The following is a 25,613-nucleotide window of genomic DNA, read 5'->3' as shown; positions in this document are numbered from 1 at the left end:
GAATCGCAAAGACATTTCAGCCAATCCGTTGGATTGGCTTGGAAACCTGGCACTAGAGCAAATAAGCGTCCAGTCATGAACGCGTTTTGCTCTGGATCAGGAAGCCTGGAGATGGTCGTTGCGTTCGGCCCTGGCGATCTTGTCGAGCACGGCATTGACCATGCCGGCCTCCTCGCGGTCGAGGAAGGCATGCGCGACACTGACATATTCGGAGATCGTCACCTTCGGCGGAATGTCCTTGCGGTGCAGCAGTTCATAGACGCCGGCGCGCAGGATGGCGCGCAGAATGGCATCCACCCGCTTGAGCGGCCAGCCATCGGCGAGGGCCTGGTCGACCTTGGGATCGATATCGCGCTGTTCACGCACGACACCGCCGACGATGTCGCGAAAGAAGCTCTCCTCGGCAGGCGAATATTCAACGCCGTCGATTTCCTGGCCGATCCAATGGTTTTCGAACTCCGCCAGCACCTCGACGACATTACTGCCGCGGATGTCCATCTGGTAGAGCGCCTGCACGCTGGCAAGGCGCGCAGCGGAGCGTTTCTGGGCCCGGCTCATGCCTCCACCCCATGCAGGCGGCGTTTCAGGGCAACCATGTGCAAGGCCGCATCGGCCGCGCCGCCGCCCTTGTTCATTTCAGCAATACTGGCGCGGACCCGGGCCTGCTCATCATTCTCGACAGTGAGGATGCCGTTTCCGAGCGGCAGGGCACGTTGCACCGAGATGTCCATCAAGGCGCGCGAGCTTTCGCCGGCCACGATGTCATAATGGGTGGTCTCGCCGCGCACCACGCAGCCGAGGGCCACCGCGCCGTCATAGGCCCGGCCGCGCTGCACGGCGGCATCGAGGGCCATCACGATGGCTGAGGGAATTTCCAGGGCGCCCGGCACGGTGAGCACGTCGAAGCTGCCGCCGGCCGCCTTGATGGCGCCGGTTGCGCCGGTGAGCAGGCCGTCGGCGATTTCTTCGTAGTACCGGGCCTCGACGATCAGGATATGCGGTGGCAGCGGGCCACCAAGGCCGGAGTCGGTGTTCTCGAAGGAAGGAGCGGAAGAACTGGATACACGCCTGGGACCGGCCATGGGAAATCTCGTCTCGGAGGAAAAGGCAGGCCTAGGGAAGACTGCCCGAAAACAACTGGATTGACGGCGTTCCTAGAGCGTTTTGCGATGAGACGGAAGCGTCTCGAATCGCAAAGGCGTGTCGGAACGAAAAACTAGAGTAAACAAGCGTTCAGTCATGAACGCGCTTTGCTCTAGAGCATCATGCCGAAAAGGGGAAGCCGGTTTTGAGCAGGAGGGATGTGACCGCAAAGCATGGCGGCGCGGAGCCTGTCTCAGCCTTCCGCGCGATCGCTCCAGCGCTCCGTGCCGACATCCGCCAGCCGCGCGGCATAGCGCGCCATGGTATCGATCTCGATATTGATCTCGTCCCCCGCCCGCACCTTCCCCCAGGTGGTAACGCACAGCGTATGGGGGATCATCATCACGCCGAAATCCTGCCCGTCTACCCTGTTGACGGTCAAAGAGGTACCGTCGAGCGCCAGCGATCCCTTCTGGGCGATGAAGCGCGCCAGATCGCCAGGGGCGCGGAAAGTGAATTGCGAGGTGCCGTCCTGGTCCTTGCGATCCAGCACGGTGGCGACCCCGTCCACATGCCCGGAAACGATATGCCCGCCGAGTTCGTCCCCGATCCGGAGCGCCCGCTCGAGATTGAGCTTGTGGCCCACGCGCCAGGAGGCCAGCGTGGTGCGCCCGATCGTTTCGGAAGAAGCATCGACGGTGAAGAGCGTATCGCCGCCCGGCCGCAGCGCCAGGCTGGTCAAAGTGAAACAGATGCCGGCCACCGCCATGGAGGCCCCTACCGTCATGGTGTCGGAAGGATAGGAGCAGGCGAACGTGATGCGCTTGGCGGAACCGTGATCCTCCAGCGCGACGATCTCGCCTATGTCGGTGATGATGCCGGTGAACATGGTGGGCCTTCAGTTCCTGCGTTGAATGGTCATCGTATCATGTCCGACCATGCGTGCGGCGAGATTGGGCAATTGCCCGTCGATTTTCGCCTGAAGCTGTGGTGTCAGAGCTACTACCCCCTCGCCGATCGGTTCGGGCGAGGTGAACTGCACGAATTCCTCGACGAGATCGGCCTCGACCAGTCCGGCCGCCAGCCGGGGCCCGGCCTCCACCAGGAGGCGCGTGACGCCGCGTGTGCCGAGCAGGCGCAAGGCCTCGCCGAGATCGAGGGATGCCCCCTCGCCGGGCGGCAAGGCCGAGCAGCCGATCCGCATCACCTCAACGCCCGTCTCGACCAGGGTCCGTTCCGGTGCAACCGGTGCATCGGCACGGGCCAGCACCCATACGGGTACCTGGCGCGCCGTCTGCACCAGTCGCGAGGCGAGCGGGAGCCGGAGCTTTGAATCGAAGACGATCCTTACCGGCGACTGGGCGGCCATGCCGGGCAATCTCACGGTGAGCATCGGATCATCGGCCAGCACGGTGCCGATGCCGACGGCGATGGCATCGCTCTGGGCCCGCATCATGTGGACATGGGCGCTCGCCTCCTCACCGGTGATGCGCACCGGCCGTCCACCGGGACCGGCCAGCTTGCCATCCGCGGATACGGCGATCTTCACGGTGACCCCGGGCCGGCCGAAGGTCACGCGCGTGATGTGCCCGACATGGGCCTGAAAGGCTTCCTCGGCCAGCACCCCCTCACGGACTTCGAGCCCATAGCGCCGGAGCATGTCGAAGCCACGCCCTCCCACGCGCGGGTCCGGATCGCGCAAAGCGCCGACGACACGCGCAATCCCGCCTCGCGCCAGGGCATCGGCGCAGGGGCCGGTGCGTCCGTAATGCGAGCAGGGCTCGAGGGTGACATAGGCCGTGGCGCCCTTGGCCAAAGGCCCCGCCTCGGCCAGCGCCTGGGTCTCCGCATGCGGCCGTCCGCCCGGCTGGGTCCAGCCCCGGCCGACGATGACATCGGCGTCACCGACCCGCCTGACGATCACGCAGCCGACGGCTGGGTTGGGCCAGGTATTGCCGAGCCCCCGCCGCCCCAGCGCCAGCGCCGCCCGCATGAAGCGCTCGTCACGCCGCAAGGAGTCGATGGCGGGATTGGGCAGGGCAATAGTCACGGGACGTCATCAAACCGGCATTGAATGTTCGAAACAGCAGATAGGCTTGCCGCACGCGTCATGCAAGCAAAGCACGGCCATGCCGTCACCTGCCGGTCGAACTCACGCTTCGTCTGCCCGCGTCTCATCCTCGATGCTCAATTCATCCAGGACGGCGGTGAAATCCTTGGCTTCGCTGAAATTGCGATAGACGGAGGCAAAACGCACATAGGCAACGTCGTCGAGGGCCTTGAGCCCCTTCATCACGATGCGGCCGATCTGTTCGGATGTGATCTCGCTCTCGCCGAGACTCTCGATCTGGCGCACCAGGCCATTGACCAGCCGTTCGACGCGTTCTTCGTCAACAGGCCGCTTGCGCAAGGCCGTGCTGATCGAGCGCGAAAGCTTGTCGCGGTCGAAGGTGACCTTGCGGCCCGAACGCTTCACCACCGTCAGTTCACGCAGTTGCACACGTTCGAAGGTGGTAAACCGCCCGCCGCAATCGGAACAGACGCGGCGGCGGCGGATCGAGGTTCCGTCATCGGTGGGGCGACTGTCCTTCACCTGCGTGTCGGGCGCGCCGCAATAAGGGCATTTCATGAATTATTCCCGGGAGCGCGGACATCTCGACGACATGCTCGCATGTCGCGATGTCCGCACTTCCTATACCGCACACGATATGTTTCCAGGAAGCGGACAGGCTGTCCGCGCTCCCGGCAGCGATCAGTAGATCGGGAAACGGCCCGTCAGCTTGTTGACCTTGGTGCGCACAGCTTCTTCCACCGCGCCATTGTTGTCGGCTCCGTTCTTGGCCAGGCCTTCCAGCGCCTCGGTGATGAGATCACCGACTTCCTGGAATTCCTTGACGCCAAAGCCGCGCGAGGTAGCTGCGGGGGTGCCCAGGCGGATGCCCGAGGTCACCATCGGCTTCTGCGGGTCATAGGGGATGCCGTTCTTGTTGCAGGTGATGTGGGCCCGCTCCATCGCCTTCTCGGCAAAATTGCCGGTCAGGTTCTTGGGCCTGAGGTCGACCAGCATCAGATGGTTGTCGGTGCCGCCCGAGACGATGTCGAAGCCGTTGCCCTTGAGATTGGCGGCCAACGCAGCGGCATTCTCCACTACCTGTTTTGCATAAGCCTTGAACTCGGGGCGCAGCGCCTCGCCGAAGGCGACGGCCTTGGCGGCGATGACATGCATCAGCGGCCCGCCCTGCAGGCCGGGGAACACCGCCGAGTTTACCTTCTTGGCGATCTCCTCGTCATTGGTGAGGATGATGCCGCCACGCGGCCCGCGCAGGGTCTTGTGGGTGGTCGAGGTCGCCACATGCGCGTGCGGGAATGGGGAAGGATGCGCATCGCCGGCAACCAGGCCGGCGAAATGGGCCATGTCCACGAAGAAATAAGCGCCCACCGCATCGGCGATCTGACGGAAGCGGGCGAAGTCCCAATGGCGGGCATAGCCCGAACCGCCGGCGATGATCAGTTTGGGCTTGTGCTCATGGGCGAGGCGCTCGACCTCGTCCATATCGACGCGCTGGTCCTCGGGACGCACATTGTAGGGCACCACATTGAACCAGCGGCCGGACATATTGACGGCCGAGCCATGGGTGAGATGGCCGCCGGCATTGAGGTTCAGGCCCATGAAGGTGTCGCCCGGCTTCATCAGCGCCAGGAACACGCCCTGATTGGCCTGGCTGCCGGAATTGGGCTGGACGTTGGCATAGGCGCAGCCGAACAGTTTCTTGACGCGCTCGATTGCCAGATTCTCGGCCATGTCGACGAATTCGCAACCGCCATAATAGCGGCGGCCTGGATAACCCTCCGCATATTTGTTGGTCATGATCGAGCCCTGGGCTTCCAGGACCGCCTTCGAGACGATGTTCTCGGAGGCGATCAGCTCGATATGGTCGCGCAGGCGGCCCAATTCGAGATCGATGGTCCGCGCCAGCTCCGGATCGGCAGACTTGAGATCGGCGGCGAAGAAGCTGTTCGACAGAGAAGCGGAGCGGGCGTCATTCATCGTTGGCGGGCCTCGTTGGAGAAGAGGCAGACGACATAACGGACTTACGTCGCAAAGTCATGTCTGCAAGCGACCAAAGTTGCGTCAGAGCTGGAGAGGTGGGTCTGAAACGCAACAACGCCGCAGACAGGCTGCGGCGTTGCAAATCTCAAGAGGTTGAAAGTGCGTTCCCCGATCAGCCCTGCTCTTCCTTGGTGACCACGGAAAGCGAGGCGAAGCCGTCCTTGTTGTAGATGTCATCGCGGAACTCGACCAAGCCTTCCGGCGTCGCCCAAGCGGTAATGTAGGCCCAGAAAACCGGCACCTTGGCGGTCGGGTTCACGGTCGTCTGCGCGCCCGAACGGATCACCTCGTCGATGCGGTCGCGGGTATATTCCGTGCCCGACAAGATCCAGGCCACCAGTTCGCGGACGTCCTGCACGCGAGCACAGCCCGAAGAATCGAAGCGGTAATCGGAACCGAACACCGACTTGTAGGGCGTGTCGTGCATGTAGACGCCATACTGGTTGGCAATATTGATGCGCACCTGGCCGAGCGAATTGCCGAAGCCCGGATCCTGCCTGAAGCGCATGCGCGTGGCTTCGTCCGTGTTCCAGTTGATCTGCTCGGGCGTGATCTCCTGGCCCTGCGGCGTAAAGATGCGGATGTGGTGATCAGCCAGATAGCTCGGCTCCTTCTGCATCAGAGGGATCAGGTCCTTCTTGATGATGGAGAGCGGCACCGTCCAATACGGGTTGAAATTGATGTTCTGCACCACGGTCGACAAGATCGGTGAAGGCCGATCGGGCTTGCCGATCACCGTGGAGTGACGCTGCTCGACCGCGCCATTGTTGACCGCTTCCAGCTCGGTCGCAGGAATATTCATCATGATGTAGCGGTTGCCCAGATTGCCCATCGAGCGCAGGCGCACGATGTTCATCTGAAGCTGCTTGATGCGCACATCGATCGGAATAGCGAGAGCGGCGCGCGAGGTGTCGCCGATGACGCCGCTGGACAGGATGCCGTGGCGCGATTGGAAGCGCTTCGCCGCGCCGTCGAGATAGGAATCGAAGACGGGCGAGCCGCCGAGGGAAGGCGCCAGATCGCCCGAGGCGATCAGGCGCTGGCGCAGCGAGACGACGTCGGGGCTGCGCGAGCCGAGCTGGAGGCGGCCCTTGCCGGTCACTTGCGGCCAACCGCCCTGGGCAGCGATCTCGCTATATTTCTGCAGGGCGTTCTGCGTGGCCTGCAAGGTATAGGCCGAGAAGGTGGGCGAGGAACTGCTGGCCTGCCCGATGGGGCTGGCCACTGAATCGTAGCGTTCCTTCATCTCCATCTGGCCCAGGCCGTAGTCTTGCGCGGCAGCCGGACGCGCCAATGCGGTCGCAGCGGCGCCCAAGGCCAGAGTGGAGAGAAAACCACGACGAGAATAGTCAGACATCTTGTTCCAATCCTGCAGCAAAGCCCGCTTGCATCACACACCTACCGTACCGGTAATTTCCTGCGGCCATGAATTAACGAAGCTCTTTACACGGGAGAGGTAAACGAACCGAGACCAAAATCAGGCCTCGACATCCCCCATTCACAATCCCGATATAGGAAACTCGCGAGAAGCCCTACCGCCAGAAAGCGGCAAAACCGGGACAAATGTGGCAAGCCCTGTCACGATCACCGCCATGTGAGCGCGAATTAAGCCCGCGTGACATAGTTGCAACAGCCTGCTCATCGCCACTCACGGATGGCGCCGCTCGCGCGAGGCGAGAAAGGCAAGACCGATATAGAGCACGATCAAGACGCCGATCGTCGTCATCATCGCATATTGCCGTCCGAAAATTTCGGGCCGGAACAACGAGATGATGAAATAGCTGCCGGAAGCGATCAACCAGATGACCCCGCCCCAGGTCGCAGCCATCCACAGGCCGACCGCCGCGACCAGGTCGAACACGGCAAACACGATCACGGCGCTCTGGGTGAGAACAGGCATGCCGAGGAAACGATCCGGATCGGCCTGGCCGATCCCGAGGATCAGGCACCAATGGATGATACCCTTGGCCATCCACAGCACGGCGACGGCGCGCATGAACCACAACAGATAGGCGCCATAGGGCGGGCCGTCGCGGTCAAACTCGATATCGCTCATGTCCTTGGATCACTCTTGTCTTGGGCGCGTCGTCATTGCTGGAGGCCGTTCTAACGGCGTGCGCCGCCGAGGGCAAATCGGCTGCAAGCCAATAGCGTCCTTCCGGCGGGCTGGAGCAGCAATCCTGACCTGTGCGTTCCGAGCTGCGGGGGTGTGACATGAGGACATGCCTGCGCCTGCCTGGATGTGATAAAACCCGTGCAAAGTTCAATTCGAAGAGACTGCGATGCCCTCCTCCGTCACCCCGCTCATATCAGCCCTCGCCTCCGCCTCGGACCGTCTCGACCTGGTCGAACGCCCGCGCCGCAACCGCAAGAGCGAATGGGCCCGCCGGCTGGTGAAGGAGAATGTGCTCACCACCAATGATCTGATCTGGCCGATCTTCGTGCAGGAAGGCGAGAATCTCAGAACTCCTGTGGCAGCGATGCCGGGCGTCGACCGGGTCAGCATCGACATTGCCGTCGAGGAGGCCCAGCGGGCCGCCGCCCTCGACATTCCCGTGGTGGCGATCTTCCCCTACACCGATCCCTCCCTGCGCGATCCCACCGGGAGCGAGGCGCTGAACGCGCAGAATCTGACCTGCCGGGCCTGCCGCGCCATCAAGGCCAAGGTACCGGGAATCGGCTTGCTGACCGACGTCGCACTCGATCCCTACACCTCGCACGGCCATGACGGGCTGCTGGAAGCCGGACGCATCCTCAATGACGAGACCGTCGCTTTGCTGGTGCGCCAGGCCCTGGTCCAGGCCGAATCCGGTTCCGACATCATCGCGCCGTCCGACATGATGGACGGCCGCGTCGGCGCCATCCGCGCTGCGCTCGATGCCGCCGGTTTCCTCGACGTGCAGATCATGGCCTATTCGGCCAAATATGCGTCGGCTTTCTACGGCCCCTTCCGCGAGGCGGTGGGCTCATCCGGTGCGCTCAAGGGCGACAAGCGCACCTATCAGATGGACTACGCCAATACCGACGAAGCCCTGCGCGAGGCCGAACTCGACATCGCAGAAGGCGCCGACATGATCATGGTCAAGCCGGGCCTGCCCTATCTCGACATCGTCGCCCGCCTCAAGCAGAGCTTCGGCCGTCCGACCTTCGCCTATCAGGTCTCGGGCGAATATGCGATGATCATGGCGGCCGCCCAGAATGGCTGGATCGACGGCGAAAAGGCGATGATCGAGAGCCTCACCGCCTTCAAGCGCGCCGGCGCCGACGGCATCCTCACCTATTTCGCACCGCGCGCCGCCGAATATCTGCGCGGCAAATAGCAGGCCGTGCTTGCAGCCCTACCGGTCGATATGGCCGAGGTCGCGGTCGGGATCGAGCCGGTCCCGCACCAGCTGCTTGAGCGCCTTCACATCTGGAAAGCCGCCATCGCGCTTGCGTTCCCAGATCTCCTGGCCGTCATACTCGATGCGAAAGGCGCCGCCGGTGGCCGGTACCAGCGTGACCTCGCCCAGATCCTCGGAAAAGGTCGAGAGCAGTTCCTGGGCCATCCATGCCGCCCTGAGCAGCCATTGGCATTGCCGACAATAAACGATGGTCACACTAGGCTTGCCGTCACGCATCACGAGTCTCGAACCAAGAACGGGAGTTGTACGATATCCCCGTAGCCGCGCCAGGAAAAGCTCGCGGTTAAGTGACCTGCCATCCGGAGCGGCGAGGCTTGCTGTCCGAATCGCGGCGAGTCTGTAATCTCGCCGATAGACAGCGCCGATATCAAAACTCGGGTCAACCGATCTGGCGCGAAGATTCAGGCGGCACCATTGATCCATCGTGTCATCGCCCTGGTTCTCGTCACTTTATGCCTGGCTTCCTGCCGTGACAGCCTCGACCCGCAGGAAGTTCGCATCTGCCGGCAGACATTGCCTGCCGTGACGCTCGAGGCCGATGAGTTCACGGTCACTGCCATCGCCCCGGCTTCCGCACCGTTCAAGATGCGCATCGACTATCGGGCTTTGCAGGACGGGCGCACCACCGATCATACCGTGCTTTGCGCCTTCGGGTTGAGCTCGCAGGATAATCGGTTCATCGAGCTGAGTGCCCTGGCTGCGGATGGCAGGTCCTTTCCTCCCTGGAGGCTCCACCTCCTCAAACGCTATTGGCTCGAGCGGCCCGAGGCTGTCCTCGCCGATCCCGGCGCCGGCGAAACCATAGCCGACGTCCCCGAGGTTCCCCGCAGTGTCGCCTTTCTGGTGCAGAGTCTTGGCAATGGCGTGCCGACCACGGCGATGACCATGCTGATCGCCGTCGCCTATGCCCTCGTGTTCGGCCTGGTCCAGCGCATCAACCTGGCCTTCGGCGATTTTGCCACGCTCGGCGGCGTGATGAGCGTCTCGATCATGCTGATCATGCTGGCGCTGGGCTCCCGCTCGCCGGCCTTGGACCTCATCATCGTGTTCGCAGCCGCCGTCGGGCTGGTGGTTCTGGCCGGCCACATGGTCGAGAAACTGGTCTTCGCTCCCCTCGCCTTCCGGCGCGGCCAGACCATCCTGATCGCTACGGTGGCAGTGGCCTCGGTGATGCGCGAGGCGATGCGTGTCGCCCAGGGGCCCAACGATCGCTGGGCGCCGCCGATCACCAGCCCCTATCTGCCCGTGGTGCGGTCGGGTAATTTCGTCGCCCACATCACGGTTATGCAGATGTCGATCGGCGCGGCGGCCGCCATCGTCGCCATCGCCGTCGTCATGCTGATGCGCCGCAGCGAACTCGGCCGGCGCTGGCGGGCCATATCGGACGATGCGCTCATGGCCAACCTCGTCGGGATTTCGAGCCGAGGCATGCTGGCACTGACCTTCGGCCTCGCTTCGGCGCTGGCCGGCTTCGCCGGTTTCATCATGACCGTCTATTATGGCGGGGCCGACGCTTATGGCGGGGCCATGATCGGCCTGAAAGGCCTGGTCGCAGCCGTCATCGGGGGTATCGGCTCCATCGAAGGAGCCTTGCTCGGTGGCCTCGTGCTCGGCCTGTTCGAGGTCATCTGGCAGGCCTATTTTCCGATTGAGCACCGCGACGTGGCCGTGATGATCTTTCTCGTTCTCATGCTGATCTTCCGCCCGGGCGGGCTGTTCGGCTTTGCTGACACCACGCCCCGGCAGGTATGAGAGGCGGCGGCTTCAAAAACGGCCTTCAGCGCGATAATTTGATGTCGCCAGGCAGGGGGACTCTGGCGAGACGCAGCGCCCGGTGGTAACTTTCGCCTTCATGCATGGAGAATGGCGTTGAGCATTGAAATACGCGACTCACCGCAATTCTATCTGACCGCACCATCGCCCTGCCCCTATCTGAGGGGCAAACAGGAGCGCAAAGTGTTCACCCACTTGATCGGTGAACGGGCCGCGCGCCTCAATGACGTGCTCAGCCATGGCGGTTTCCGCCGTTCGCAAACCATCGCCTATCGGCCGGCCTGCGAGAATTGCAAGGCTTGTGTTTCGGTGCGCGTACCGGTTGCCGATTTCGTCAGGACGAAATCTTTCCGCCGCGTGCAGGCCGACAATCGCGACGTCACCTCGCAGATGCGCAGCGCCACGCCGACATCGGAACAATATTCCACCTTCAGGGCCTATCTCGACCAGCGCCACGCCGATGGCGGCATGGCTGACATGACGGTGCTCGACTATGCCATGATGGTCGAGGATACCCATGTGAACACTCAATTGGTGGAGTACCGGCTGTCCGGCGCCGGCCTGCCGTTGAACCGTCAGGGCGAGGGTCCGTTGATCGGGGTTTCCCTCACCGATGTGCTCGCCGACGGCCTGTCCATGGTCTACTCGTTCTACGAACCCGCCATGGCGGGGCGCAGCGTCGGCACTTTCATGATACTGGACCATATCGCCCGCACACAGGCGATGGGACTGCCCTATCTCTATCTGGGCTATTGGGTCGAGGGATCACGCAAGATGGCCTATAAGGGCCGCTTCCTGCCCCAGGAGCGGCTCGGTCCCAATGGTTGGGATCGCGTCGAGAAATAGGCGTCGGATCGGCCGGGCACGGCCCGTCATCCCGCCATCATGTTTCTGAACGCCAGATGACCAGGGCGTTCGCGCCGCGTTCAGGCAGGAAATGGCATCGTGTCTTCATTGCTCCTCGAGTTCCCAAGAACTCGGGATCCCTCAATGAGGTAACCGATGAATCTTCTCGGCAAGACCATGATTGCGGCCTCCTTCGCGCTGACGGGCCTGATGGCCAGTGTCGGCTCGTCCTCCGCCATGAACGTTGCTCCCACGACGCCGGGCGCCTCGCCGCTGGTCCAGGATGTCCGCTGGGGCTGTGGCCCTGGCTGGCAGCCCAATCGCTGGGGCCGCTGCGTCCCGGTTCGCCGCCCCTATTACGGCTATGGCGGTGGCTATGGCTACGGCGGTGGCTACGGCTGGGGTCACGGCCCCCGCAGAGGGTGGGGTGACGACTGGGGTCGCGGCCGCCGTGGCGGCTGGGAACGCCCCTATTATGGCCGCGGTCAGTGGCGCGACTACTGATCCGACAAAGCAAGCCATGAGGCGGGCGGCTGGATCGAACCTGCCCTCCTCATCCGGTTGAGCCACCGGTGTCCTGCGTAACTGGCTCACGCGTAAAAACGGTGCCCCAGGCAAACGCCCGCCTTGCGAAAGCAAGACACATGCAGGCGCCTGACGGCACCGTTTTGCATTTCAATCGTTCCCGCGTCACATGCAAAACTGCGTCGCGCCGGAGAGTACGATGATAGGCTTTTTGGCAGGGGCGCCGCGCCTCAGGAGACGCGAAGCGGGTCCAGTCGGGCCGCCGCTTCCTCGACGGCTCGCCTTTCGGGCATGCCGTCCCAGCCATTGCCGAGTTCGCATTTGAGGCTCGCGGCAGCGCTGGCAAAGCGGGCGGCGTCGATCACCGACCGCCCTTCCGCCAGCCCGGCCGCCAGGGCGCCGTGAAACACGTCTCCCGCACCGGTAGTATCCAGCACGCTCACCGGCAAGGCGGGCACGAGGGTCAAAGCGCCATCGACCCACCACAGTGAGCCTCGTGCACCCAATGTAAGGCCGAACATGCCGCCGAGGCGCCGCGACAGCGCTTCACAGCCATCCGTATCCGGCTGCGCTCCGGCGCTGGCAAGCGCAAATCCATCCTCGGAGAACACCGGGAGACTTGCCCGTCGCGCCAGGTCGAACAGCACCGCCGGATCGGTGACCTCCGCGTCGAGCACCGACGGGACTTCGGCCGCAGCGGCCGCATTCAGCACGGCAAGAGAGGCTTCGTGCCAATTGATGTCGGCCAGCACCGCGCCGGCCTTGGCGATCTCCTGCAACGGCAGATGGGCCGGCGAGGCCGGCAGATCGGTATGATCATGCCCAACGATGAAACGTTCGCCCTGGCGATCGACGATCACTACGGCAGTGATCGTATCCATCTCCCCACTGCATTTCACGCCATCGATCCCAACACCGTGATGGCGCAGGCGCTCGCATAGGAAGGACGCCTCGGCATCGCTGCCCAGGCGGCTCCACAATTCAACCGGCTGCAGGAGACGGGCACAAGCCACAGCCGCCGTCGCTGCCGGCCCCCCGCCCCGCTTGAAATGGTGCCGGGCCGTGACCTTGATCGCCTGCCGTGGCATTTCGTCGATCTCCAGCACTTGATCCACCGTTGTGGTGCCGACACAGATGACAGGCCCCCTCGTTCTCATCGGCTCTTGCATGATAGCCTTGTCTTCGCCGCCCGGGGCGTTCCGCCCGCGGGTCCTTTCAGGATGTTTCCTCGCGGTGATATAAGGCCAGTTTGTCAGACAAAACAATATGGTGATCGGCTCTCCCGAAGGGCCTTGCGGGCAGCGCCAACCATGATCGGATCGGGTTGGCAAGTCTTACCAAACGTCAGTTTCCCTACCGATATAACACTCGCGTCACGCTCGTGCTGGTGTTGTCAGACCAACGTTCGGGGATCGAGGAAGAGCGCATGTTGCAGCTATGGACAAAAGCGCTCGCCTTGCAATGCTGTAATAAATTACCGGCGGACTTGGTCGCTTGCGCTCCTCAAGAGGCAATGAAAAGCCCGGTCCATGCAAACGCGGCCGGGCTTGTCGGGCGGTCGGATGGCTCGAATAGGGCATTCAATCGCCGGGTCAGATCAACCGCGACCGGCCAGATCCGCAATGTCGCTGCGACTGAAACCGATTTCGGCAAGATCCTTTCGGGTCCGCATCCGACAGGCCTCCAGGCGCTTTTGATAGGCCCGGTACGCCTGACAGCGGATGCGCAGATCGGCAAGGACGCTGGCAGCAATCATCGTCATTTTCTCGAATTCACCGTTTGTTGCGGTGCAACATAACATGCGCCAGACCGGCCCTATAGCGATGCGAGCGCATGGCTATCATGTGGGCCTTTTCGCAACAGCCCAAACCCAGGAGCTAGGACTATCGCCTACCTGACTAACCAACCGCCCTCCGAATTGTCGAAGGGAACCAACACGCATTTTGCACCTATCAATACGACCGATCGCACGGATGAGATCGAGGAAAGTTCACCTATGCCCCTTCTGTCGGCGTTCACCGTCGCTCCCACCATCGAAACGTCGCGCCTGATTCTTCGGGCGCACCGACCCGGCGATCTGGAGAGCGTCACGGCTATGTGGGCAGAGCCCGCGGTGCTTCGCTATGTGCGTAAGTCCCCCTATCCGCGCGAGGAAGTCTGGACTCGGATGCTGCGCTATGCCGGCCATTGGCTCTGGATGGGGTTCGGCTTCTGGATCGTGACCGATAAGGCCGACGGCCGTTTCCTCGGCGAAGTCGGCATTCATAATTTCGAACGCGACATCGAACCGGAATTTTCAGGTACGCCGGAACTCGGCTACTCCCTGATTGGAGCAGCCCATGGCAAGGGCTATGCCACCGAGGCGGCCAAGGCCGTGCTGAACTGGTTCGACGGTCATATCGACCTGCCGCATACCAATTGCATGACAAGCCCCGACAATATCCACTCCCAGCGGGTCGCCCTCAAATGCGGTTATGATTATCTGCGCCAGTCCATTCATCTGGGTTCTCCGGTCGCGATCTTTCGCCGGCGTAGAGTCATCGCTCCCTCGCCATGAAGCAATGTGGAACCATGGCTTGATCGGCTCGATGACGTTAGGGACAGCAAGGCCTTGACTGAGATTCGATCGGGAAAGCTTGCGGGCGCAGAGCGTCGGCAAGCTTTCGCCGAAGTGGAAACTGATCCGAGCTGATGAAGGTTCCGCTTTTTTCTTTGGCAGACTCGGTCTATCACCAGGGTGTGCCGTACCTTCGCCGCATTCCTGATCACAAAAATAGGCATTCCGGCTGAGGCTTATCCAGAGTCGGCGGCGGGCAATATCCGCCGAAAATGAGGGAGTTAGAATGATGCTTCGTTCCGCCATCATTGGTACCGGACTACTGATCGCTAGCGCGGTCGCTCTTGCTGCGCCGGCTCAGGCGCTCACCATGAAGGAGTGCAGCGACAAATATCAGGCCGCCAAAACTGGCAACACGCTCAATGGCGCGAGCTGGAACGATTTCCGCAAGGCACAATGCGGCACGGAAGCGACGCCGGCTGCCACGGCGCCGGCAGCACCTGCGGCCCCGGCCCCGGCCACGACAACGGCTGCCAAACCGGCTCCAGCCGCCAAGCCGGCTCCGACCGCCGCAGCATCGGGCAACGCGGTGTTTCCGTCGGCCATCGATCCGAAATATGCCAAGGAATCTGCCGGCAAGCAGCGCATGCACACTTGCCTCGACCAGTACAACGCCAACAAGACCAGCAATGGCAATGGCGGCTTGAAATGGATTCAGAAGGGCGGTGGCTATTACAGCGAATGCAACAAGAAGCTGAAGGGCTGATCTCCTTCCTTTTTCATGCGGCCGCGGATACCCTCCGCGGCCGTTTTATTTTGCGATAAGGGCAAAACAATCAACCTCCGACCTTGACCCAGCTTCCCTTTGTAAAGCTCTCCGCGATGGCATGGACAGTGCGTTCAATGGCAAGGCCATCATCGAAATCGAAAACCGACGCCTCCTTGCCCTGGATGCGGGCAATCAGTTCACGGCACTCGATCACTTTCAGATCATTGAAGCCGAGCCCATGGCCTGGCGCCGGAATGAAGCGATCATAGGGTCTGTGCACGGGCGCACTGAGGATGGTCCGGAACCCTTGGGTTTCCTCGGCCCCCTCACGGCGAAAGAGTTGCACCTCGTTAAAACGCTCCTGATCGAACACGACGGCCCCGGCATCACCGAAGACCTGCAGCTGGATCCGCCCCTTGCGCCCCCAGGCCGCGCGGTTGACGGTGAGCACACCCGAGGCGCCACCCTCGAGACGCAGCAGGGCCGTGGCGATATCATAATTCTCGATGGCCCGCCTGCCACCGTCTGGATGCGGGCGGTCCGCATAGGGCCTGGCCATCTCCCCGAACACTTCGGCGACCCCGCCAAGGACGAAACGCAGCAGGCTGAGGGGATGCACGGCAAAGTCGTCGAGAGCCCCGTACCCGGCGCTGGCCTCGTTGCGGGTCGCGAAGGGGGTTTGCCGGTCGGCCATGAAATCCTCGTCCATCTCCAGGCGGACGTGGTTGACGACGCCGATCGCGCCCTCGCCGATCAGCTTGCGGATCAGCCGCATGGCGGGGTTCTGTATATAATTATAGCCCAGCACCGCGACCTTGCCGCTGCGGCGCCAGGCGGCGTGCATCGCCTGCGCGTCGGCAAAAGCGGTCGCCATCGGCTTTTCGCACCAGACATGCTTGCCCGCCTCCAGCGCAGCGATTGCCATCTCGGCATGGAAGCGGTTCGGCGTGGTTATGGAGATCACGTCGATCTGCGGGTCGGCCAGGAGTTCACGCCAATCGCCTGTCGAGGCCGCAAAGCCGAGTTCCTCCGCCTTGGCGTGGGCGAGATCGGCCGAAGCCTCGGCAAGTGCGAGCAAGCGGGGCCGGGCGAGATCGCCGAAGGTCGAAGCCACCGCATTCCAGGCTAGGGCGTGACATTTGCCCATATAGCCCGTGCCGATCAGGCCGATTCCAAGCCCCCTGCCGTCCGATTTGGCCAACGCGTCCATCACCTGCCTCCATTCGCGTTCATCCGCCATACCGCCATGGTATGGCCGTCATTCCATTTCATTGTGCATCGCAGCACAGATCTGCTGTATGTTGCAGTGCATCAAAATCGGCATAGATCGATTCGACTCACCGGGAGCGCTCGTGCGGCCTCTCGGAGGAAGAAAGGATATCCATACTGGCTCGCGCCGTTCGCCGTCGCAGCCAAGGGGACAACTGCCATGCTGTTTACTGGCATCATCGCGGCCTTGATTGCCCGCTTCACCGACGACCCGGCCCGGCATCTGCCGCCGCCCTCCTCCGACGCACCACGCGACCGGGATGAGGAAAAACCGACAACCGACAGTGTCGATCCGCTCACGCGCCGACACTGAGCTGATCCACACCCCCGATTGCGAAACGGGTTTCGCAGCCTTTCCAGTTGCACTAACCTTCCCTGGGGCGCGCTTTTGCGGCACGATCCGGCATCGCAGTCGCGTGGCATCACCGCCAGCGGCGTCAATGATAGGGAGGGCAGCGAGAACTCTGCCCCGCTTCTGGAACGGGATAGGACCATGGCTGAGGACGAGACGCGCGACTTTGCCGACTTTTCCGCGCGCCTCGCCGACCGGATCGACCAATTGCCCAAACGCCTGAGGCAAGTGGCTCATTTTGCCAACGACCATCCCGACGAGATTGCGCTCGGCACGGCCGCCGCGATCGCCGAAAATGCCGGTGTGCAGGCTTCCACCCTGGTTCGCTTTGCCAAGACGCTGGGCTATTCCGGTTTTTCCGACCTGCAGCAGGTCTTTCTCACCCGCCTGAAGCAGCGTTTTCCCGATTATCGACAGAGAGTGGCCTTGCTGCGGGCCGAGCCGAACGAAGGCTCGCTTTCGGCACCGCTGCTCAACGGCTTTGCCGATGCCGCCACGCTTTCGATCGAACGCCTGCGTGCGTCCGCCGATCCCGAAAAGATCGACGCAGCCATCGAATTGCTTGCCGGTGCCGACATCATCCATCTGGTCGCGGCCCGCCGGCTTTTCTCGGTCGCCGCCTATCTCGCCTATGCCTTTGGCAATCTCGGCCAGCGTTGTGCGCTGGTCGACCATGTCGGCCAGCTCGGCAAGGAACAGATTTCGCTGGCCGGCCCCAGGGACGTGGTGCTGGCGATTTCCTACAACCCCTACTCGCCCGATACCATCGAACTGGCCGGCATCGCGCATCAGCGCGGCAATGCCATCCTGGCCATTACCGACAGCCCGGCGAGCCCTCTCGCACGCCTCGCGCGCGTTCGCCTGGATGTGGAAGAGGCCGATCATGGTGCCTTCCGTTCGCTGGCGGCGACATTCGCCCTGGCCATGACGCTTGCCGTCGGCACGGCCGAACACAAGGGACGCGACTGAGGGGGCAAACTGCGAGCGCGGCCGAGGCCAGCACTTGGAGTGTCGATCCCGCTCCATCTTTCGATGGAACTGAGGGGATCGACACGCCGTATCTCCCGCGCCTGCCCTACAGCTTTACCGCATTGCCCGTCTGGGCGGCCTGCGTGGCGGCATCCGCCAGGATCTGGGCCTTCAGCCCGTCCTCGCCCGAGGGGTTGGGAACCTTGCCCGCCAGGATGGCATCGACGAAGGCCGTCATCTCCAGGCGGTAGGCCTCGGCATAGCGTTCCAGGAAGAAGTCCTGCACGGGATCGGCGAGGAAGCCGGCTCCCGTCGCCACTTCCACGGTGGTCTTCGGCACGTTGTGGGCACGAATCAACCCCTTGGAACCGTGCACCTCGATGCGTTGGTCATAACCATAGGTCGCGCGTCGCGAATTCGAGATCTGGGCGATCTTGCCCGAAGCCGTCTTCAGCAGCACGGCGGCAGTGTCGACGTCACCCGCCCTCCCGATCGCCGGATCGACGAGCGCGGAGGCGACCGCATGCACCTCGACCGGCTCCTCGGCCAGCAGGAAGCGGGCCAAATCGAGGTCATGGATCATCATGTCGCGGAAGAGACCGCCCGAGCTCTCGATATAAGAGACAGGCGGCGGCGCCGGGTCGCGCGAGATGATGGTGACCAGTTCCACCTCCCCGACCGATCCGTCGACGATACGCTGCTTGAGCGTTGCGAAATTGGGGTCGAATCGGCGGTTGAAGCCGATCATCAGCGGCTTGCCGGCCTTGCCGACCTCGGCGAGGCAGCGGCGGATCCTGTCGGAAGACAGATCGACCGGCTTCTCGCAGAACACCGCCTTGCCCGCCTGCACCGCGCGTTCGATCAAATCGGCATGCGTACTGGTCGGCGTGCAGATCAGCACCGCGTCGACGTCGTCGGCCGCGATAGCCTCGTCGATCGTGCTGACACGTGCGCCGGTCTCGGCTGCAAGCGCCTCGGCGGAGGGTTGATGCGGATCGGAAACCGAAATCAGCCTGGCCTGCGGGTGCAACGCCGCGTTGCGGCCATGGATCTTGCCGATGCGGCCGGCGCCGAGAACTGCGAGACGAACCATTTCTCTCCCCAATCTGTCGATTTGACCCGAGGACCGGGCCTCTTTGCTGTACGATAATCACACGCAGATTCCTGAGGAATCTGCAGAATTCCAAACGCTTGCGGAATTTCCCGATATTGCTCATTCATGGGCAGTGCCGTGAAATTCTGCTGGGGCAATCGCGCCACGCCCTCGAATCGCAATCTTTCATGCGGAGGCGGTGGCAACGCCTGCTTCGTTCCAAAATATGGCATTTTTATTCTATATTGACAACACAATAGAATATATGTTTCATTTTTGAAGCGCCGACCGAAGGGCGCGGCAATCGCCGCAACGCCCACCGAGCGCGGCGACAAAAACAAGGCGGCGGCTCGCCATGGCGTCGCCAAGAGGAAGCGTTATGCGCCGGCCGTTCCTGCCCGACGCGGTTGCAACTTTGCAGCCGGGACCGAGGGATCAGGTGGCCTGCCTGTCTGGAGGTCAAGGATGAGCACGCCCGCACTCGATGTCATCACGATCGGCCGCGCTTCGGTGGATCTTTATGGCCAGCAGGTCGGCGGTAGGCTGGAGGACATGTCCTCCTTCACCAAGGCTGTAGGGGGCTGCCCCGCCAATATCGCCATCGGCACCGCCCGCCTGGGCCTGAAATCCGGCCTGATCACCCGGGTCGGCGACGAAGCCATGGGCCGCTTCATCCGCGAGCAGATGCAGCGCGAGGGTGTTGCCATCGAAGGGATCCATACCGATCCCGCCCGCCTCACCGCCCTGGTGATTCTCGGCGTGCGCGACGAGAAGCAATTTCCCCTCATCTTCTATCGGGACAACTGCGCCGACATGGCGCTCGACGAAAGCGACATCGACGAGACGCTGATCGCCTCGGCTGCGGCCATCGTCGTCACCGGCACGCATTTTTCCAAGCCCAACACCGACGCCGCCCAGCGCAAGGCCATACGCCTTGCCAAGAAGCATGGCCGCAAGGTGGTGTTCGATGTCGACTATCGGCCCAACCTCTGGGGCCTCGCCGGCCACGGCGCCGGCGAGGAGCGCTACATCAAAGCCGATCACGTCACCGCGCATCTGCAGACCATCCTGCCCGACTGCGACCTGATCGTCGGCACGGAAGAGGAACTCGCCATTGCCGGCGGTTCGGAGGACACGCTCGAAACGTTGCGGCGCATCCGGGCCATCTCCGCCGGCACCATCGTCTGCAAGCGCGGGCCGATGGGCTGCGTCGTCTTTCCAGGCGCCATCCCGGCAAGTCTCGACGACGGTATCCGTGGACCGGGCTTTCCGGTCGAGGTCTATAATGTCCTAGGCGCGGGCGATGCCTTCCTCTCGGGTTTCCTGCGCGGGTGGTTGCGCGGCGAGCCGCTCGAAACCGCCTGCGCCTATGCCAATGCCAGCGGTGCGTTCGCGGTTTCCCGTCTGCTTTGCTCGCCGGAAATTCCGACTTTCACCGAGCTGAGCTATTTCCTCGACCATGGCAGCAAGGAGCGCGCCCTGCGCAAGGATGCTGCCATCAACCACATTCATTGGGCCACCACCCGCCGCCCAGCCCCCGAAGGGTTGATGGCGCTCGCCGTCGACCACCGCGCCCAGATGGAGGCGATGGCGGACGAAATCGGCGTATCGCGGGAGCGCATCTCCGTCTTCAAGGCCCTGGCGGTCAAGGCCGCCGCCAGGATCGCAGCCGGGCGACCTGGTTACGGCATGCTGATCGACGGCATCTATGGCCGCGAAGCCTTGTTCCGTGCCGCTGACCATCCCTTCTGGATCGGTCGGCCGGTTGAACTTCCAGGCTCCCGGCCGCTGGAGTTCGAAGGCGGCCCAGACGTCGGCACCAGCCTGATCGAATGGCCGGTCGGACACACGATCAAATGCCTTTGCTTCTATCATCCGAGCGACCCCGCTGCCCTCAGGGAGCAGCAGGAACGCCAATTGCTGCGTCTTCACGCGGCGGCGCGCACGGTGGGACGCGAATTGCTGATCGAGATCATCGCCGGCAAGCATGGTCCGCTCGAGGACGACACCGTGTCGAGCGTGGTGCAACGCCTTTATGATCTCGGCATCAAGCCGGACTGGTGGAAGCTGGAGCCGCTGAAGACCGCCGCGGCCTGGCGTGCCGTCGCTGAGGTGATCGAACGCAACGATCCGCTTTGCCGCGGCATCGTGCTGCTCGGCCTGGAAGCGCCTGAGGAGGATCTCGAAGCCGCCTTCGCGGTGGCGGCGAGCCAGCCCATGGTCAAGGGTTTTGCCGTCGGACGCACCATCTTCAACGAACCGGCCAGGGCCTGGCTGCGCGGCGCCCTCAGCGATGAAGACGCCGTCGATGCCATGGCATCGCGCTTCGCCCGGCTGGTTCAGGCCTGGCAGAGCGCCTCCGGGCAGGCGGCGGCTGCCCAATAGCCCTCGCGAAGCGGGTTCGTGCGCGCTATGGTCCGGCATCCCAGGCAGGGGCGGCGCAGGGCCTCCACTTTTCGATAAATGGCATTCGGAGCAGGCCACTCAACCATTTTGATAGTTGAGTCCAATACGCTCAGGGAGAGATTTCGTGGCTACCATCCGTCTTACAATGGCCCAGGCCCTGGTCCGCTTTCTCACCGCCCAAAAGACGGTCGTCGATGGCGAGACGGTGCCGATTTTCGCCGGCGTCTTCGCTATTTTCGGGCATGGCAACGTCGCCGGCATCGGCGAGGCTCTCTATCAGGCCCGCGAGACCCTGCCGACCTATCGTGCCCATAACGAACAATCGATGGCCCATGCCGCCACCGCCTATGCCAAGGCGATGCGCCGCCGCCGCATGATGGCCTGCACCACATCCATTGGACCGGGCGCGACCAATCTGGTCACGGCCGCGGCCGTCGCCCATGTCAACCGCTTGCCGCTCCTGCTGCTGCCCGGGGACGTCTTCGCCAATCGCCGGCCCGATCCGGTGCTGCAGCAACTCGAGGATTTCGGCGACGGCACTCTGACCCCGAACGACGCCTTCCGACCCGTCTCGCGCTATTTCGACCGCATCACCCGGCCCGAACAGATCATCCCGGCCCTGGCTCGAGCCATGACCGTGCTGACCGATCCGGCCGATTGCGGTCCGGTCACTCTGGCGCTGTGCCAGGACGTGCAGGCCGAGGCCTATGACTACCCCGCCTCCTTCTTCGAGGAGCGCATCTGGACCAGTCGGCGTACACGTCCCGACGAGGACGAATTGGCGGCTGCCGTTGCGGCCCTGAAGGCTGCCCGCAAGCCCGTGATCGTCACCGGCGGCGGCACGCTCTATTCGCAGGCCGAAGCCACCCTCGCCGCCTTTGCCGAAAAGCACGGCATTCCGGTCGGCGAAACCCAGGCCGGCAAGAGCGCCATCGCGCAGGACAATCCTCTCGGCATGGGAGCCATCGGCGTGACCGGCACCGGCGCTGCTAATACGGTGGCCGAGGAAGCCGATCTGGTTCTGGCCGTGGGAACCCGCCTGCAGGACTTCACCACCGGCTCCTGGTCTCTGTTCAAGGCCGACACGCATCGCATCGTTGGCCTCAACACCCAGCCTTTCGATGCCGCCAAGCACCGGGCTTTGCCGCTGGTCTGCGATGCCAGGGTGGGTCTCGAATTGCTGTCGAGCGCGCTCGGCAACTGGAAGGCGCCGGAGGACTGGACAGGCAAGGCGGTGTCCGGCCGCGAAGAATGGCTGAAGACATCAGCCCGCTACACCGACGCCAGCAACGCCGAACTGCCGTCCGACGCCCAGGTGATCGGCGCCGTGCAACGGGTCGGCAAGCCCAGCGACGTCGTGGTCTGCGCCGCTGGTGGCCTGCCGGGCGAACTCCACAAGCTCTGGCAGGCCGGTGCTCCCGGTGGCTATCACATGGAATATGGCTATTCCTGCATGGGCTACGAGATCGCCGGCGGGCTGGGCGTGAAGATGGCCGAGCCCGACCGCGAGGTCATCGTCATGGTCGGTGACGGCTCCTATCTGATGGCCAATTCGGAGATCGCCACCTCGATCATGGCCGGTGCCAAGCTGACCATCGTCGTGCTCGACAACAGGGGCTATGGCTGCATCAACCGCCTGCAGCGGGCGACGGGCGGCGAAAGCTTCAACAACCTCCTGCGCGACACCCGCCACGACGTGCTGCCGGACATCGATTTTGCCGCGCATGCCGCCAGCCTTGGTGCCCATGCCATCAAGGTCAAGAGCCTGGCCGAATTGGAGGCCGCCGTCACCGCCGCGCGCGGCCATGTCAGAACCTCCGTCGTAGTAATCGATACCGATCCTCTCGAATCGACCGATGCGGGCGGAACCTGGTGGGATGTCGCGGTGCCCGAGGTTTCCCAGCGTCGTGAGGTCGAGGCCGCCCATGCCGCCTATGTGACCCAAAAGGCGCTGCAGCGCGTGGGCGACTGAGCCTGAGTTGGGGGCGGGTCTTCAGGCCCGCCTTCGTCAAATCATACCAAGTCGCAGAAAGATCGACCCATGGTCTGCGATGACGGTAATTGGTGTGCCGGTCTTCAGACCTGCATTCTTGGCGCGGAAATGCCGGTCCCGCTCCATCTCTCGATGGAGCTGAGAAGCCCGGCACACCAATCCCGCCAGATGCGTCAAGAGTCAGCATTAATGCGACTTGGTATCACTTCACCTACTCTTGCAGATAAACAACGGGTCTGAAGAAGACCCGCCCCCCGAAACAGCACATACCGGAGCCTATCCATGCCTATCCGTATTGGCGCCAACCCCATCGGCTGGTCGAATGACGACATGCCTGAGATCGGTGGCGACACACCGCTGGAAACCTGCCTGGCCGAGGCCAGGGAAGTCGGCTTCGAGGGCATGGAACTCGGCAACAAGTTCCCGCGCGAGGCGAATGCGCTCAAGGCCGCACTCGCGCCCTTCGGCCTCGCCTGCGTCGGTGGCTGGCACTCGATCGAATTGCTGACCCGGGACGAGCACGCCGAGTTCGCGGCGGCGCGGGCCCACATCGACCTGCTCAAGGCTGCGGGTACCAGCGTCTTCATCGTTGCCGAAACTTCCAACGCCATCCATGGCGACAAGGCCAGGCCGCTGTCGCAGCGTCCGGTGATGGCGTCCGCCGATTGGGCCGAATATGGCCGTCGCATCACCGCCTATGCCGAGATGCTCAAGGCCGAGGGGCTGCAGCTCGACTATCACCATCACATGGGCACCATCGTGCAGTCGCAGGCCGACATCGATGCCTTCATGGCAGTGACCGGCCCGGCCGTGCACCTCCTGCTCGATACCGGCCACGCCACCTGGGGCGGCTCCGATCCGGCGGATCTCGCCCGCCGCTATCGCAACCGCATCAGCCATGTCCACACCAAGGATGTGCGCGCAGAGGTCAGGGCCCACTCCGATGCCGAGGATTGGAGTTTCCTCGATAGCGTGCTCGCCGGGGTCTATACGGTTCCCGGTGACGGCATGATCGATTTCGCGAGCGTGTTCCGCGAACTCCAGGGCTATTCCGGTTGGATCATCGTCGAGGCCGAGCAGGACCCCAAGAAGGCCAATCCGCTGGCCTACGCCAAGGCCGGCTACGCCCATCTGCGGAAGGTGCTCGGCGAGACGGGATTGAAGGCGGCCTGACGGCCACTTCGATACACCAGCAGCAATGAGCCCTAAGGCATTTTGCGATTTCACTGGGTCACTTCAAATAGCAAAGATGCGTCGAAACAAAGAGTCAGAGCAAAGTGCGGTTCGCAGGAATCGCACTTTGCGCCAGGAGGCCATGATGTCGAAACTTCTCCTCAAGCCCGGCCGGTCCGGCTCCCGTATCCACCGGGTCACGCCGCAATCGGCCGGCTGGACCTATGTCGGCTTCGAAGTCCACGATCTGGCGGAGGGCGAAAGCCTAAGCGCCGAGACCGGCGCCACCGAAATCTGCCTCGTGCTGGTGGCCGGCAAGGCTTCGATCAAGGCCGGCCGCCAGGATTTCGGCGTGCTGGGCGAACGCGCCAATCCCTTCGAGGGCGCGCCCTGGTCGGTCTACGTCCCCGCCGGCTCGTCCTATGAGGTCAAGGCTGAAACGCCGGTCGAACTCGCGATATGTGCGGCACCGGGCACCGGCGCCCTGCCTGCCCGCGTGATCGGCCCGGATCAGGTCGGCCAGGAAACACGCGGCAAGGGCTCGAACACACGCCATGTCCGCAACATCCTACCGGAATGGGAACCGGCCGAGAGCCTGCTGGTGGTGGAGGTGATCACACCGTCCGGCAATTGGTCTAGCTATCCGCCTCACAAGCACGACCAGGACAATTTGCCTGCCGAAAGCCTGTTGGAAGAAACCTATTACCACCGCTTCAACCCTGCCCAGGGCTATGGCGTCCAGCGCGTTTACACGGATGACCGTTCGCTCGACGAGGTGATCGCCTTTTCTGATCGTGATGTCGTACTCGTGCCCAAGGGATATCACCCTGTCGGCGCGGCCCACGGCTACGACCTCTATTATCTCAACGTCATGGCGGGTCCCAAACGCGTGTGGAAGTTCCACAACGATCCTGATCACGCCTGGCTCGTCCAGGCCTGAGGTTCGGTCTACCGATACTTCCCCGTCGACTATTCGTTCTTCTAAGGCCCGCAAGCGCCCGGCTTGCGGGCCTTTCGTCATTTCACGATGACGATACGTTCAAGCGCCCACCGACAAAAGATACTGACATAATACCTTGGAGGTAGCGTCCCTGTCCGCTTGGTCTCAAAACCCATCCCCCATCGATAGCAAGACCTACGTCTCCGTAGGTCGTTTGGAACCGATTGAAGGTTAATATTTCTAAATAATGAGCTTTATTTAACCTAAAGCTAGGAGATACTCCCCGAATTTTTAATTGCAACCACCGTTGAATGGCAATTATATACCGCCATCTCCACGGTATCTATAAA

At 62.9% G+C, this 25,613-nt stretch carries 25 protein-coding genes; 13 read left to right on the top strand and 12 right to left on the bottom strand.

All coding sequences use genetic code 11. From position 1 onward, the window contains the following. Positions 1 to 96: 96 nt before the first annotated feature. The 8 genes from nusB to ACN6KF_RS05280 form a co-directional block, all read right to left on the bottom strand. Positions 97 to 558, bottom strand: a complete 462-nt coding sequence (gene nusB, locus ACN6KF_RS05315; RefSeq protein ID WP_434955834.1) for a transcription antitermination factor NusB — start codon at positions 556 to 558, stop codon at positions 97 to 99. Then, a complete protein-coding gene (locus ACN6KF_RS05310) occupies positions 555 to 1,082 on the bottom strand; it encodes a 6,7-dimethyl-8-ribityllumazine synthase (protein ID WP_434955833.1) in 528 nt (175 codons plus the stop codon). Before ACN6KF_RS05310 ends, nusB begins: the two co-directional genes overlap by 4 nt. A 254-nt stretch (positions 1,083 to 1,336) precedes the next feature. Then, positions 1,337 to 1,972, bottom strand: a complete 636-nt coding sequence (locus tag ACN6KF_RS05305; RefSeq protein WP_434955832.1) for a riboflavin synthase — start codon at positions 1,970 to 1,972, stop codon at positions 1,337 to 1,339. 9 nt (positions 1,973 to 1,981) lie between these two features. After that, the gene (ribD, locus tag ACN6KF_RS05300; protein WP_434955831.1) at positions 1,982 to 3,133 is read right to left on the bottom strand and encodes a bifunctional diaminohydroxyphosphoribosylaminopyrimidine deaminase/5-amino-6-(5-phosphoribosylamino)uracil reductase RibD; all 1,152 of its coding nucleotides are present in this window, start codon (positions 3,131 to 3,133) and stop codon (positions 1,982 to 1,984) included. A gap of 102 nt (positions 3,134 to 3,235) precedes the next feature. Next, positions 3,236 to 3,712 carry a transcriptional regulator NrdR gene (nrdR, locus tag ACN6KF_RS05295; protein WP_434955830.1) on the bottom strand — a complete coding sequence of 159 codons (477 nt, stop codon included), beginning with the start codon at positions 3,710 to 3,712 and terminating at the stop codon, positions 3,236 to 3,238. A 123-nt stretch (positions 3,713 to 3,835) separates the two neighbouring features. Then, the gene (gene glyA, locus ACN6KF_RS05290; RefSeq protein ID WP_434955829.1) at positions 3,836 to 5,131 is read right to left on the bottom strand and encodes a serine hydroxymethyltransferase; all 1,296 of its coding nucleotides are present in this window, start codon (positions 5,129 to 5,131) and stop codon (positions 3,836 to 3,838) included. A 175-nt stretch (positions 5,132 to 5,306) separates the two neighbouring features. Further along, positions 5,307 to 6,551 (bottom strand): L,D-transpeptidase family protein, encoded by a 1,245-nt coding sequence (locus ACN6KF_RS05285; RefSeq protein ID WP_434955828.1) that lies wholly within the window; start codon positions 6,549 to 6,551, stop codon positions 5,307 to 5,309. A 291-nt stretch (positions 6,552 to 6,842) separates the two neighbouring features. Continuing rightward, on the bottom strand, positions 6,843 to 7,250 hold the full coding sequence (locus tag ACN6KF_RS05280) for a DUF6163 family protein (protein ID WP_434955827.1): 408 nt from the start codon (positions 7,248 to 7,250) through the stop codon (positions 6,843 to 6,845). 226 nt (positions 7,251 to 7,476) lie between these two features. Here ACN6KF_RS05280 and hemB point away from each other — a divergent pair, with 226 nt between their 5' ends. Continuing rightward, positions 7,477 to 8,514 carry a porphobilinogen synthase gene (gene hemB / locus ACN6KF_RS05275; RefSeq protein WP_434955826.1) on the top strand — a complete coding sequence of 346 codons (1,038 nt, stop codon included), beginning with the start codon at positions 7,477 to 7,479 and terminating at the stop codon, positions 8,512 to 8,514. A gap of 18 nt (positions 8,515 to 8,532) precedes the next feature. On the opposite strand, the gene ACN6KF_RS05270 is transcribed toward hemB, so the two are convergent. Continuing rightward, entirely contained in the window at positions 8,533 to 8,814 is a 282-nt protein-coding gene (locus ACN6KF_RS05270; RefSeq protein ID WP_434955825.1) for an Rdx family protein, read from the bottom strand. A 198-nt stretch (positions 8,815 to 9,012) separates the two neighbouring features. Between ACN6KF_RS05270 and ACN6KF_RS05265 the strand changes: the two genes are divergently transcribed. The 3 genes from ACN6KF_RS05265 to ACN6KF_RS05255 all read left to right on the top strand — a co-directional run bounded on the left by ACN6KF_RS05265 (position 9,013) and on the right by ACN6KF_RS05255 (position 11,721). Then, positions 9,013 to 10,350 carry a branched-chain amino acid ABC transporter permease gene (locus ACN6KF_RS05265; RefSeq protein ID WP_434955824.1) on the top strand — a complete coding sequence of 446 codons (1,338 nt, stop codon included), beginning with the start codon at positions 9,013 to 9,015 and terminating at the stop codon, positions 10,348 to 10,350. A gap of 117 nt (positions 10,351 to 10,467) precedes the next feature. Next, positions 10,468 to 11,217: an arginyltransferase gene (locus ACN6KF_RS05260; RefSeq protein ID WP_434955823.1), complete on the top strand. Its 750-nt coding sequence runs from the start codon at positions 10,468 to 10,470 to the stop codon at positions 11,215 to 11,217. A 156-nt stretch (positions 11,218 to 11,373) separates the two neighbouring features. Next, positions 11,374 to 11,721 (top strand): GCG_CRPN prefix-to-repeats domain-containing protein, encoded by a 348-nt coding sequence (locus tag ACN6KF_RS05255; protein ID WP_434955822.1) that lies wholly within the window; start codon positions 11,374 to 11,376, stop codon positions 11,719 to 11,721. A gap of 251 nt (positions 11,722 to 11,972) precedes the next feature. Here the strand turns inward: ACN6KF_RS05255 and ACN6KF_RS05250 are convergent, their stop codons facing one another. Continuing rightward, positions 11,973 to 12,899 (bottom strand): PfkB family carbohydrate kinase, encoded by a 927-nt coding sequence (locus ACN6KF_RS05250; protein ID WP_434955821.1) that lies wholly within the window; start codon positions 12,897 to 12,899, stop codon positions 11,973 to 11,975. Between the two features lie 167 nt (positions 12,900 to 13,066). Between ACN6KF_RS05250 and ACN6KF_RS05245 the strand changes: the two genes are divergently transcribed. The 3 genes from ACN6KF_RS05245 to ACN6KF_RS05235 all read left to right on the top strand — a co-directional run bounded on the left by ACN6KF_RS05245 (position 13,067) and on the right by ACN6KF_RS05235 (position 15,065). Next, positions 13,067 to 13,540 (top strand): hypothetical protein, encoded by a 474-nt coding sequence (locus ACN6KF_RS05245; RefSeq protein WP_434955820.1) that lies wholly within the window; start codon positions 13,067 to 13,069, stop codon positions 13,538 to 13,540. A gap of 198 nt (positions 13,541 to 13,738) precedes the next feature. Beyond that, positions 13,739 to 14,299, top strand: a complete 561-nt coding sequence (locus ACN6KF_RS05240; protein ID WP_434955819.1) for a GNAT family N-acetyltransferase — start codon at positions 13,739 to 13,741, stop codon at positions 14,297 to 14,299. 286 nt (positions 14,300 to 14,585) lie between these two features. After that, entirely contained in the window at positions 14,586 to 15,065 is a 480-nt protein-coding gene (locus ACN6KF_RS05235) for a hypothetical protein (protein WP_434955818.1), read from the top strand. A gap of 70 nt (positions 15,066 to 15,135) precedes the next feature. Here the strand turns inward: ACN6KF_RS05235 and ACN6KF_RS05230 are convergent, their stop codons facing one another. After that, a complete protein-coding gene (locus ACN6KF_RS05230; RefSeq protein WP_434955817.1) occupies positions 15,136 to 16,278 on the bottom strand; it encodes a Gfo/Idh/MocA family protein in 1,143 nt (380 codons plus the stop codon). 219 nt (positions 16,279 to 16,497) lie between these two features. Here ACN6KF_RS05230 and ACN6KF_RS05225 point away from each other — a divergent pair, with 219 nt between their 5' ends. Continuing rightward, complete coding sequence (locus tag ACN6KF_RS05225; RefSeq protein WP_434955816.1) at positions 16,498 to 16,650, top strand: hypothetical protein; 153 nt, start codon at positions 16,498 to 16,500, stop codon at positions 16,648 to 16,650. A gap of 180 nt (positions 16,651 to 16,830) precedes the next feature. After that, the gene (locus tag ACN6KF_RS05220) at positions 16,831 to 17,658 is read left to right on the top strand and encodes a MurR/RpiR family transcriptional regulator (RefSeq protein ID WP_434955815.1); all 828 of its coding nucleotides are present in this window, start codon (positions 16,831 to 16,833) and stop codon (positions 17,656 to 17,658) included. Between the two features lie 106 nt (positions 17,659 to 17,764). Here ACN6KF_RS05220 and iolG read toward each other — a convergent pair whose 3' ends face one another. Then, positions 17,765 to 18,751, bottom strand: coding sequence for an inositol 2-dehydrogenase (iolG, locus tag ACN6KF_RS05215; protein ID WP_434955814.1), 987 nt, complete (start codon positions 18,749 to 18,751; stop codon positions 17,765 to 17,767). Positions 18,752 to 19,216: 465 nt separating this feature from the next. Here iolG and ACN6KF_RS05210 point away from each other — a divergent pair, with 465 nt between their 5' ends. The 4 genes from ACN6KF_RS05210 to iolB all read left to right on the top strand — a co-directional run bounded on the left by ACN6KF_RS05210 (position 19,217) and on the right by iolB (position 25,263). Beyond that, the gene (locus ACN6KF_RS05210) at positions 19,217 to 21,136 is read left to right on the top strand and encodes a bifunctional 5-dehydro-2-deoxygluconokinase/5-dehydro-2-deoxyphosphogluconate aldolase (RefSeq protein ID WP_434955813.1); all 1,920 of its coding nucleotides are present in this window, start codon (positions 19,217 to 19,219) and stop codon (positions 21,134 to 21,136) included. Between the two features lie 166 nt (positions 21,137 to 21,302). After that, on the top strand, positions 21,303 to 23,129 hold the full coding sequence (gene iolD / locus ACN6KF_RS05205; protein WP_434959617.1) for a 3D-(3,5/4)-trihydroxycyclohexane-1,2-dione acylhydrolase (decyclizing): 1,827 nt from the start codon (positions 21,303 to 21,305) through the stop codon (positions 23,127 to 23,129). A gap of 303 nt (positions 23,130 to 23,432) precedes the next feature. Beyond that, positions 23,433 to 24,323: a myo-inosose-2 dehydratase gene (gene iolE, locus ACN6KF_RS05200; protein ID WP_434955812.1), complete on the top strand. Its 891-nt coding sequence runs from the start codon at positions 23,433 to 23,435 to the stop codon at positions 24,321 to 24,323. A gap of 145 nt (positions 24,324 to 24,468) precedes the next feature. Then, positions 24,469 to 25,263 (top strand): 5-deoxy-glucuronate isomerase, encoded by a 795-nt coding sequence (gene iolB, locus ACN6KF_RS05195; RefSeq protein WP_434955811.1) that lies wholly within the window; start codon positions 24,469 to 24,471, stop codon positions 25,261 to 25,263. Positions 25,264 to 25,613 lie beyond the last annotated feature (350 nt).

This window comes from Labrys methylaminiphilus subsp. lupini (assembly GCF_051161885.1).
Taxonomy (GTDB): Bacteria; Pseudomonadota; Alphaproteobacteria; order Rhizobiales; family Labraceae; genus Labrys.
Note: the sequence above shows the minus strand (reverse complement) of the source record. Positions and strands in the feature narration are given on the sequence as shown.

Excerpts from the sequence above, each read along its gene's own strand:
- nusB (WP_434955834.1), bottom strand. The coding sequence starts at position 558 with ATGAGCCGGGCCCAGAAACGCTCCGCTGCGCGCCTTGCCAGCGTGCAG.
- ACN6KF_RS05280 (WP_434955827.1), bottom strand. The coding sequence starts at position 7,250 with ATGAGCGATATCGAGTTTGACCGCGACGGCCCGCCCTATGGCGCCTAT.
- ACN6KF_RS05305 (WP_434955832.1), bottom strand. The coding sequence starts at position 1,972 with ATGTTCACCGGCATCATCACCGACATAGGCGAGATCGTCGCGCTGGAG.
- ACN6KF_RS05240 (WP_434955819.1), top strand. The coding sequence starts at position 13,739 with ATGCCCCTTCTGTCGGCGTTCACCGTCGCTCCCACCATCGAAACGTCG.
- ACN6KF_RS05210 (WP_434955813.1), top strand. The coding sequence starts at position 19,217 with ATGAGCACGCCCGCACTCGATGTCATCACGATCGGCCGCGCTTCGGTG.
- ACN6KF_RS05270 (WP_434955825.1), bottom strand. The coding sequence starts at position 8,814 with ATGCGTGACGGCAAGCCTAGTGTGACCATCGTTTATTGTCGGCAATGC.
- glyA (WP_434955829.1), bottom strand. The coding sequence starts at position 5,131 with ATGAATGACGCCCGCTCCGCTTCTCTGTCGAACAGCTTCTTCGCCGCC.
- ACN6KF_RS05220 (WP_434955815.1), top strand. The coding sequence starts at position 16,831 with ATGGCTGAGGACGAGACGCGCGACTTTGCCGACTTTTCCGCGCGCCTC.
- ACN6KF_RS05310 (WP_434955833.1), bottom strand. The coding sequence starts at position 1,082 with ATGGCCGGTCCCAGGCGTGTATCCAGTTCTTCCGCTCCTTCCTTCGAG.
- ACN6KF_RS05235 (WP_434955818.1), top strand. The coding sequence starts at position 14,586 with ATGATGCTTCGTTCCGCCATCATTGGTACCGGACTACTGATCGCTAGC.
- ACN6KF_RS05230 (WP_434955817.1), bottom strand. The coding sequence starts at position 16,278 with ATGGACGCGTTGGCCAAATCGGACGGCAGGGGGCTTGGAATCGGCCTG.
- ACN6KF_RS05250 (WP_434955821.1), bottom strand. The coding sequence starts at position 12,899 with ATGAGAACGAGGGGGCCTGTCATCTGTGTCGGCACCACAACGGTGGAT.
- ACN6KF_RS05225 (WP_434955816.1), top strand. The coding sequence starts at position 16,498 with ATGCTGTTTACTGGCATCATCGCGGCCTTGATTGCCCGCTTCACCGAC.
- iolG (WP_434955814.1), bottom strand. The coding sequence starts at position 18,751 with ATGGTTCGTCTCGCAGTTCTCGGCGCCGGCCGCATCGGCAAGATCCAT.
- nrdR (WP_434955830.1), bottom strand. The coding sequence starts at position 3,712 with ATGAAATGCCCTTATTGCGGCGCGCCCGACACGCAGGTGAAGGACAGT.
- iolB (WP_434955811.1), top strand. The coding sequence starts at position 24,469 with ATGTCGAAACTTCTCCTCAAGCCCGGCCGGTCCGGCTCCCGTATCCAC.
- hemB (WP_434955826.1), top strand. The coding sequence starts at position 7,477 with ATGCCCTCCTCCGTCACCCCGCTCATATCAGCCCTCGCCTCCGCCTCG.
- ACN6KF_RS05285 (WP_434955828.1), bottom strand. The coding sequence starts at position 6,551 with ATGTCTGACTATTCTCGTCGTGGTTTTCTCTCCACTCTGGCCTTGGGC.
- ACN6KF_RS05255 (WP_434955822.1), top strand. The coding sequence starts at position 11,374 with ATGAATCTTCTCGGCAAGACCATGATTGCGGCCTCCTTCGCGCTGACG.
- iolE (WP_434955812.1), top strand. The coding sequence starts at position 23,433 with ATGCCTATCCGTATTGGCGCCAACCCCATCGGCTGGTCGAATGACGAC.
- iolD (WP_434959617.1), top strand. The coding sequence starts at position 21,303 with ATGGCCCAGGCCCTGGTCCGCTTTCTCACCGCCCAAAAGACGGTCGTC.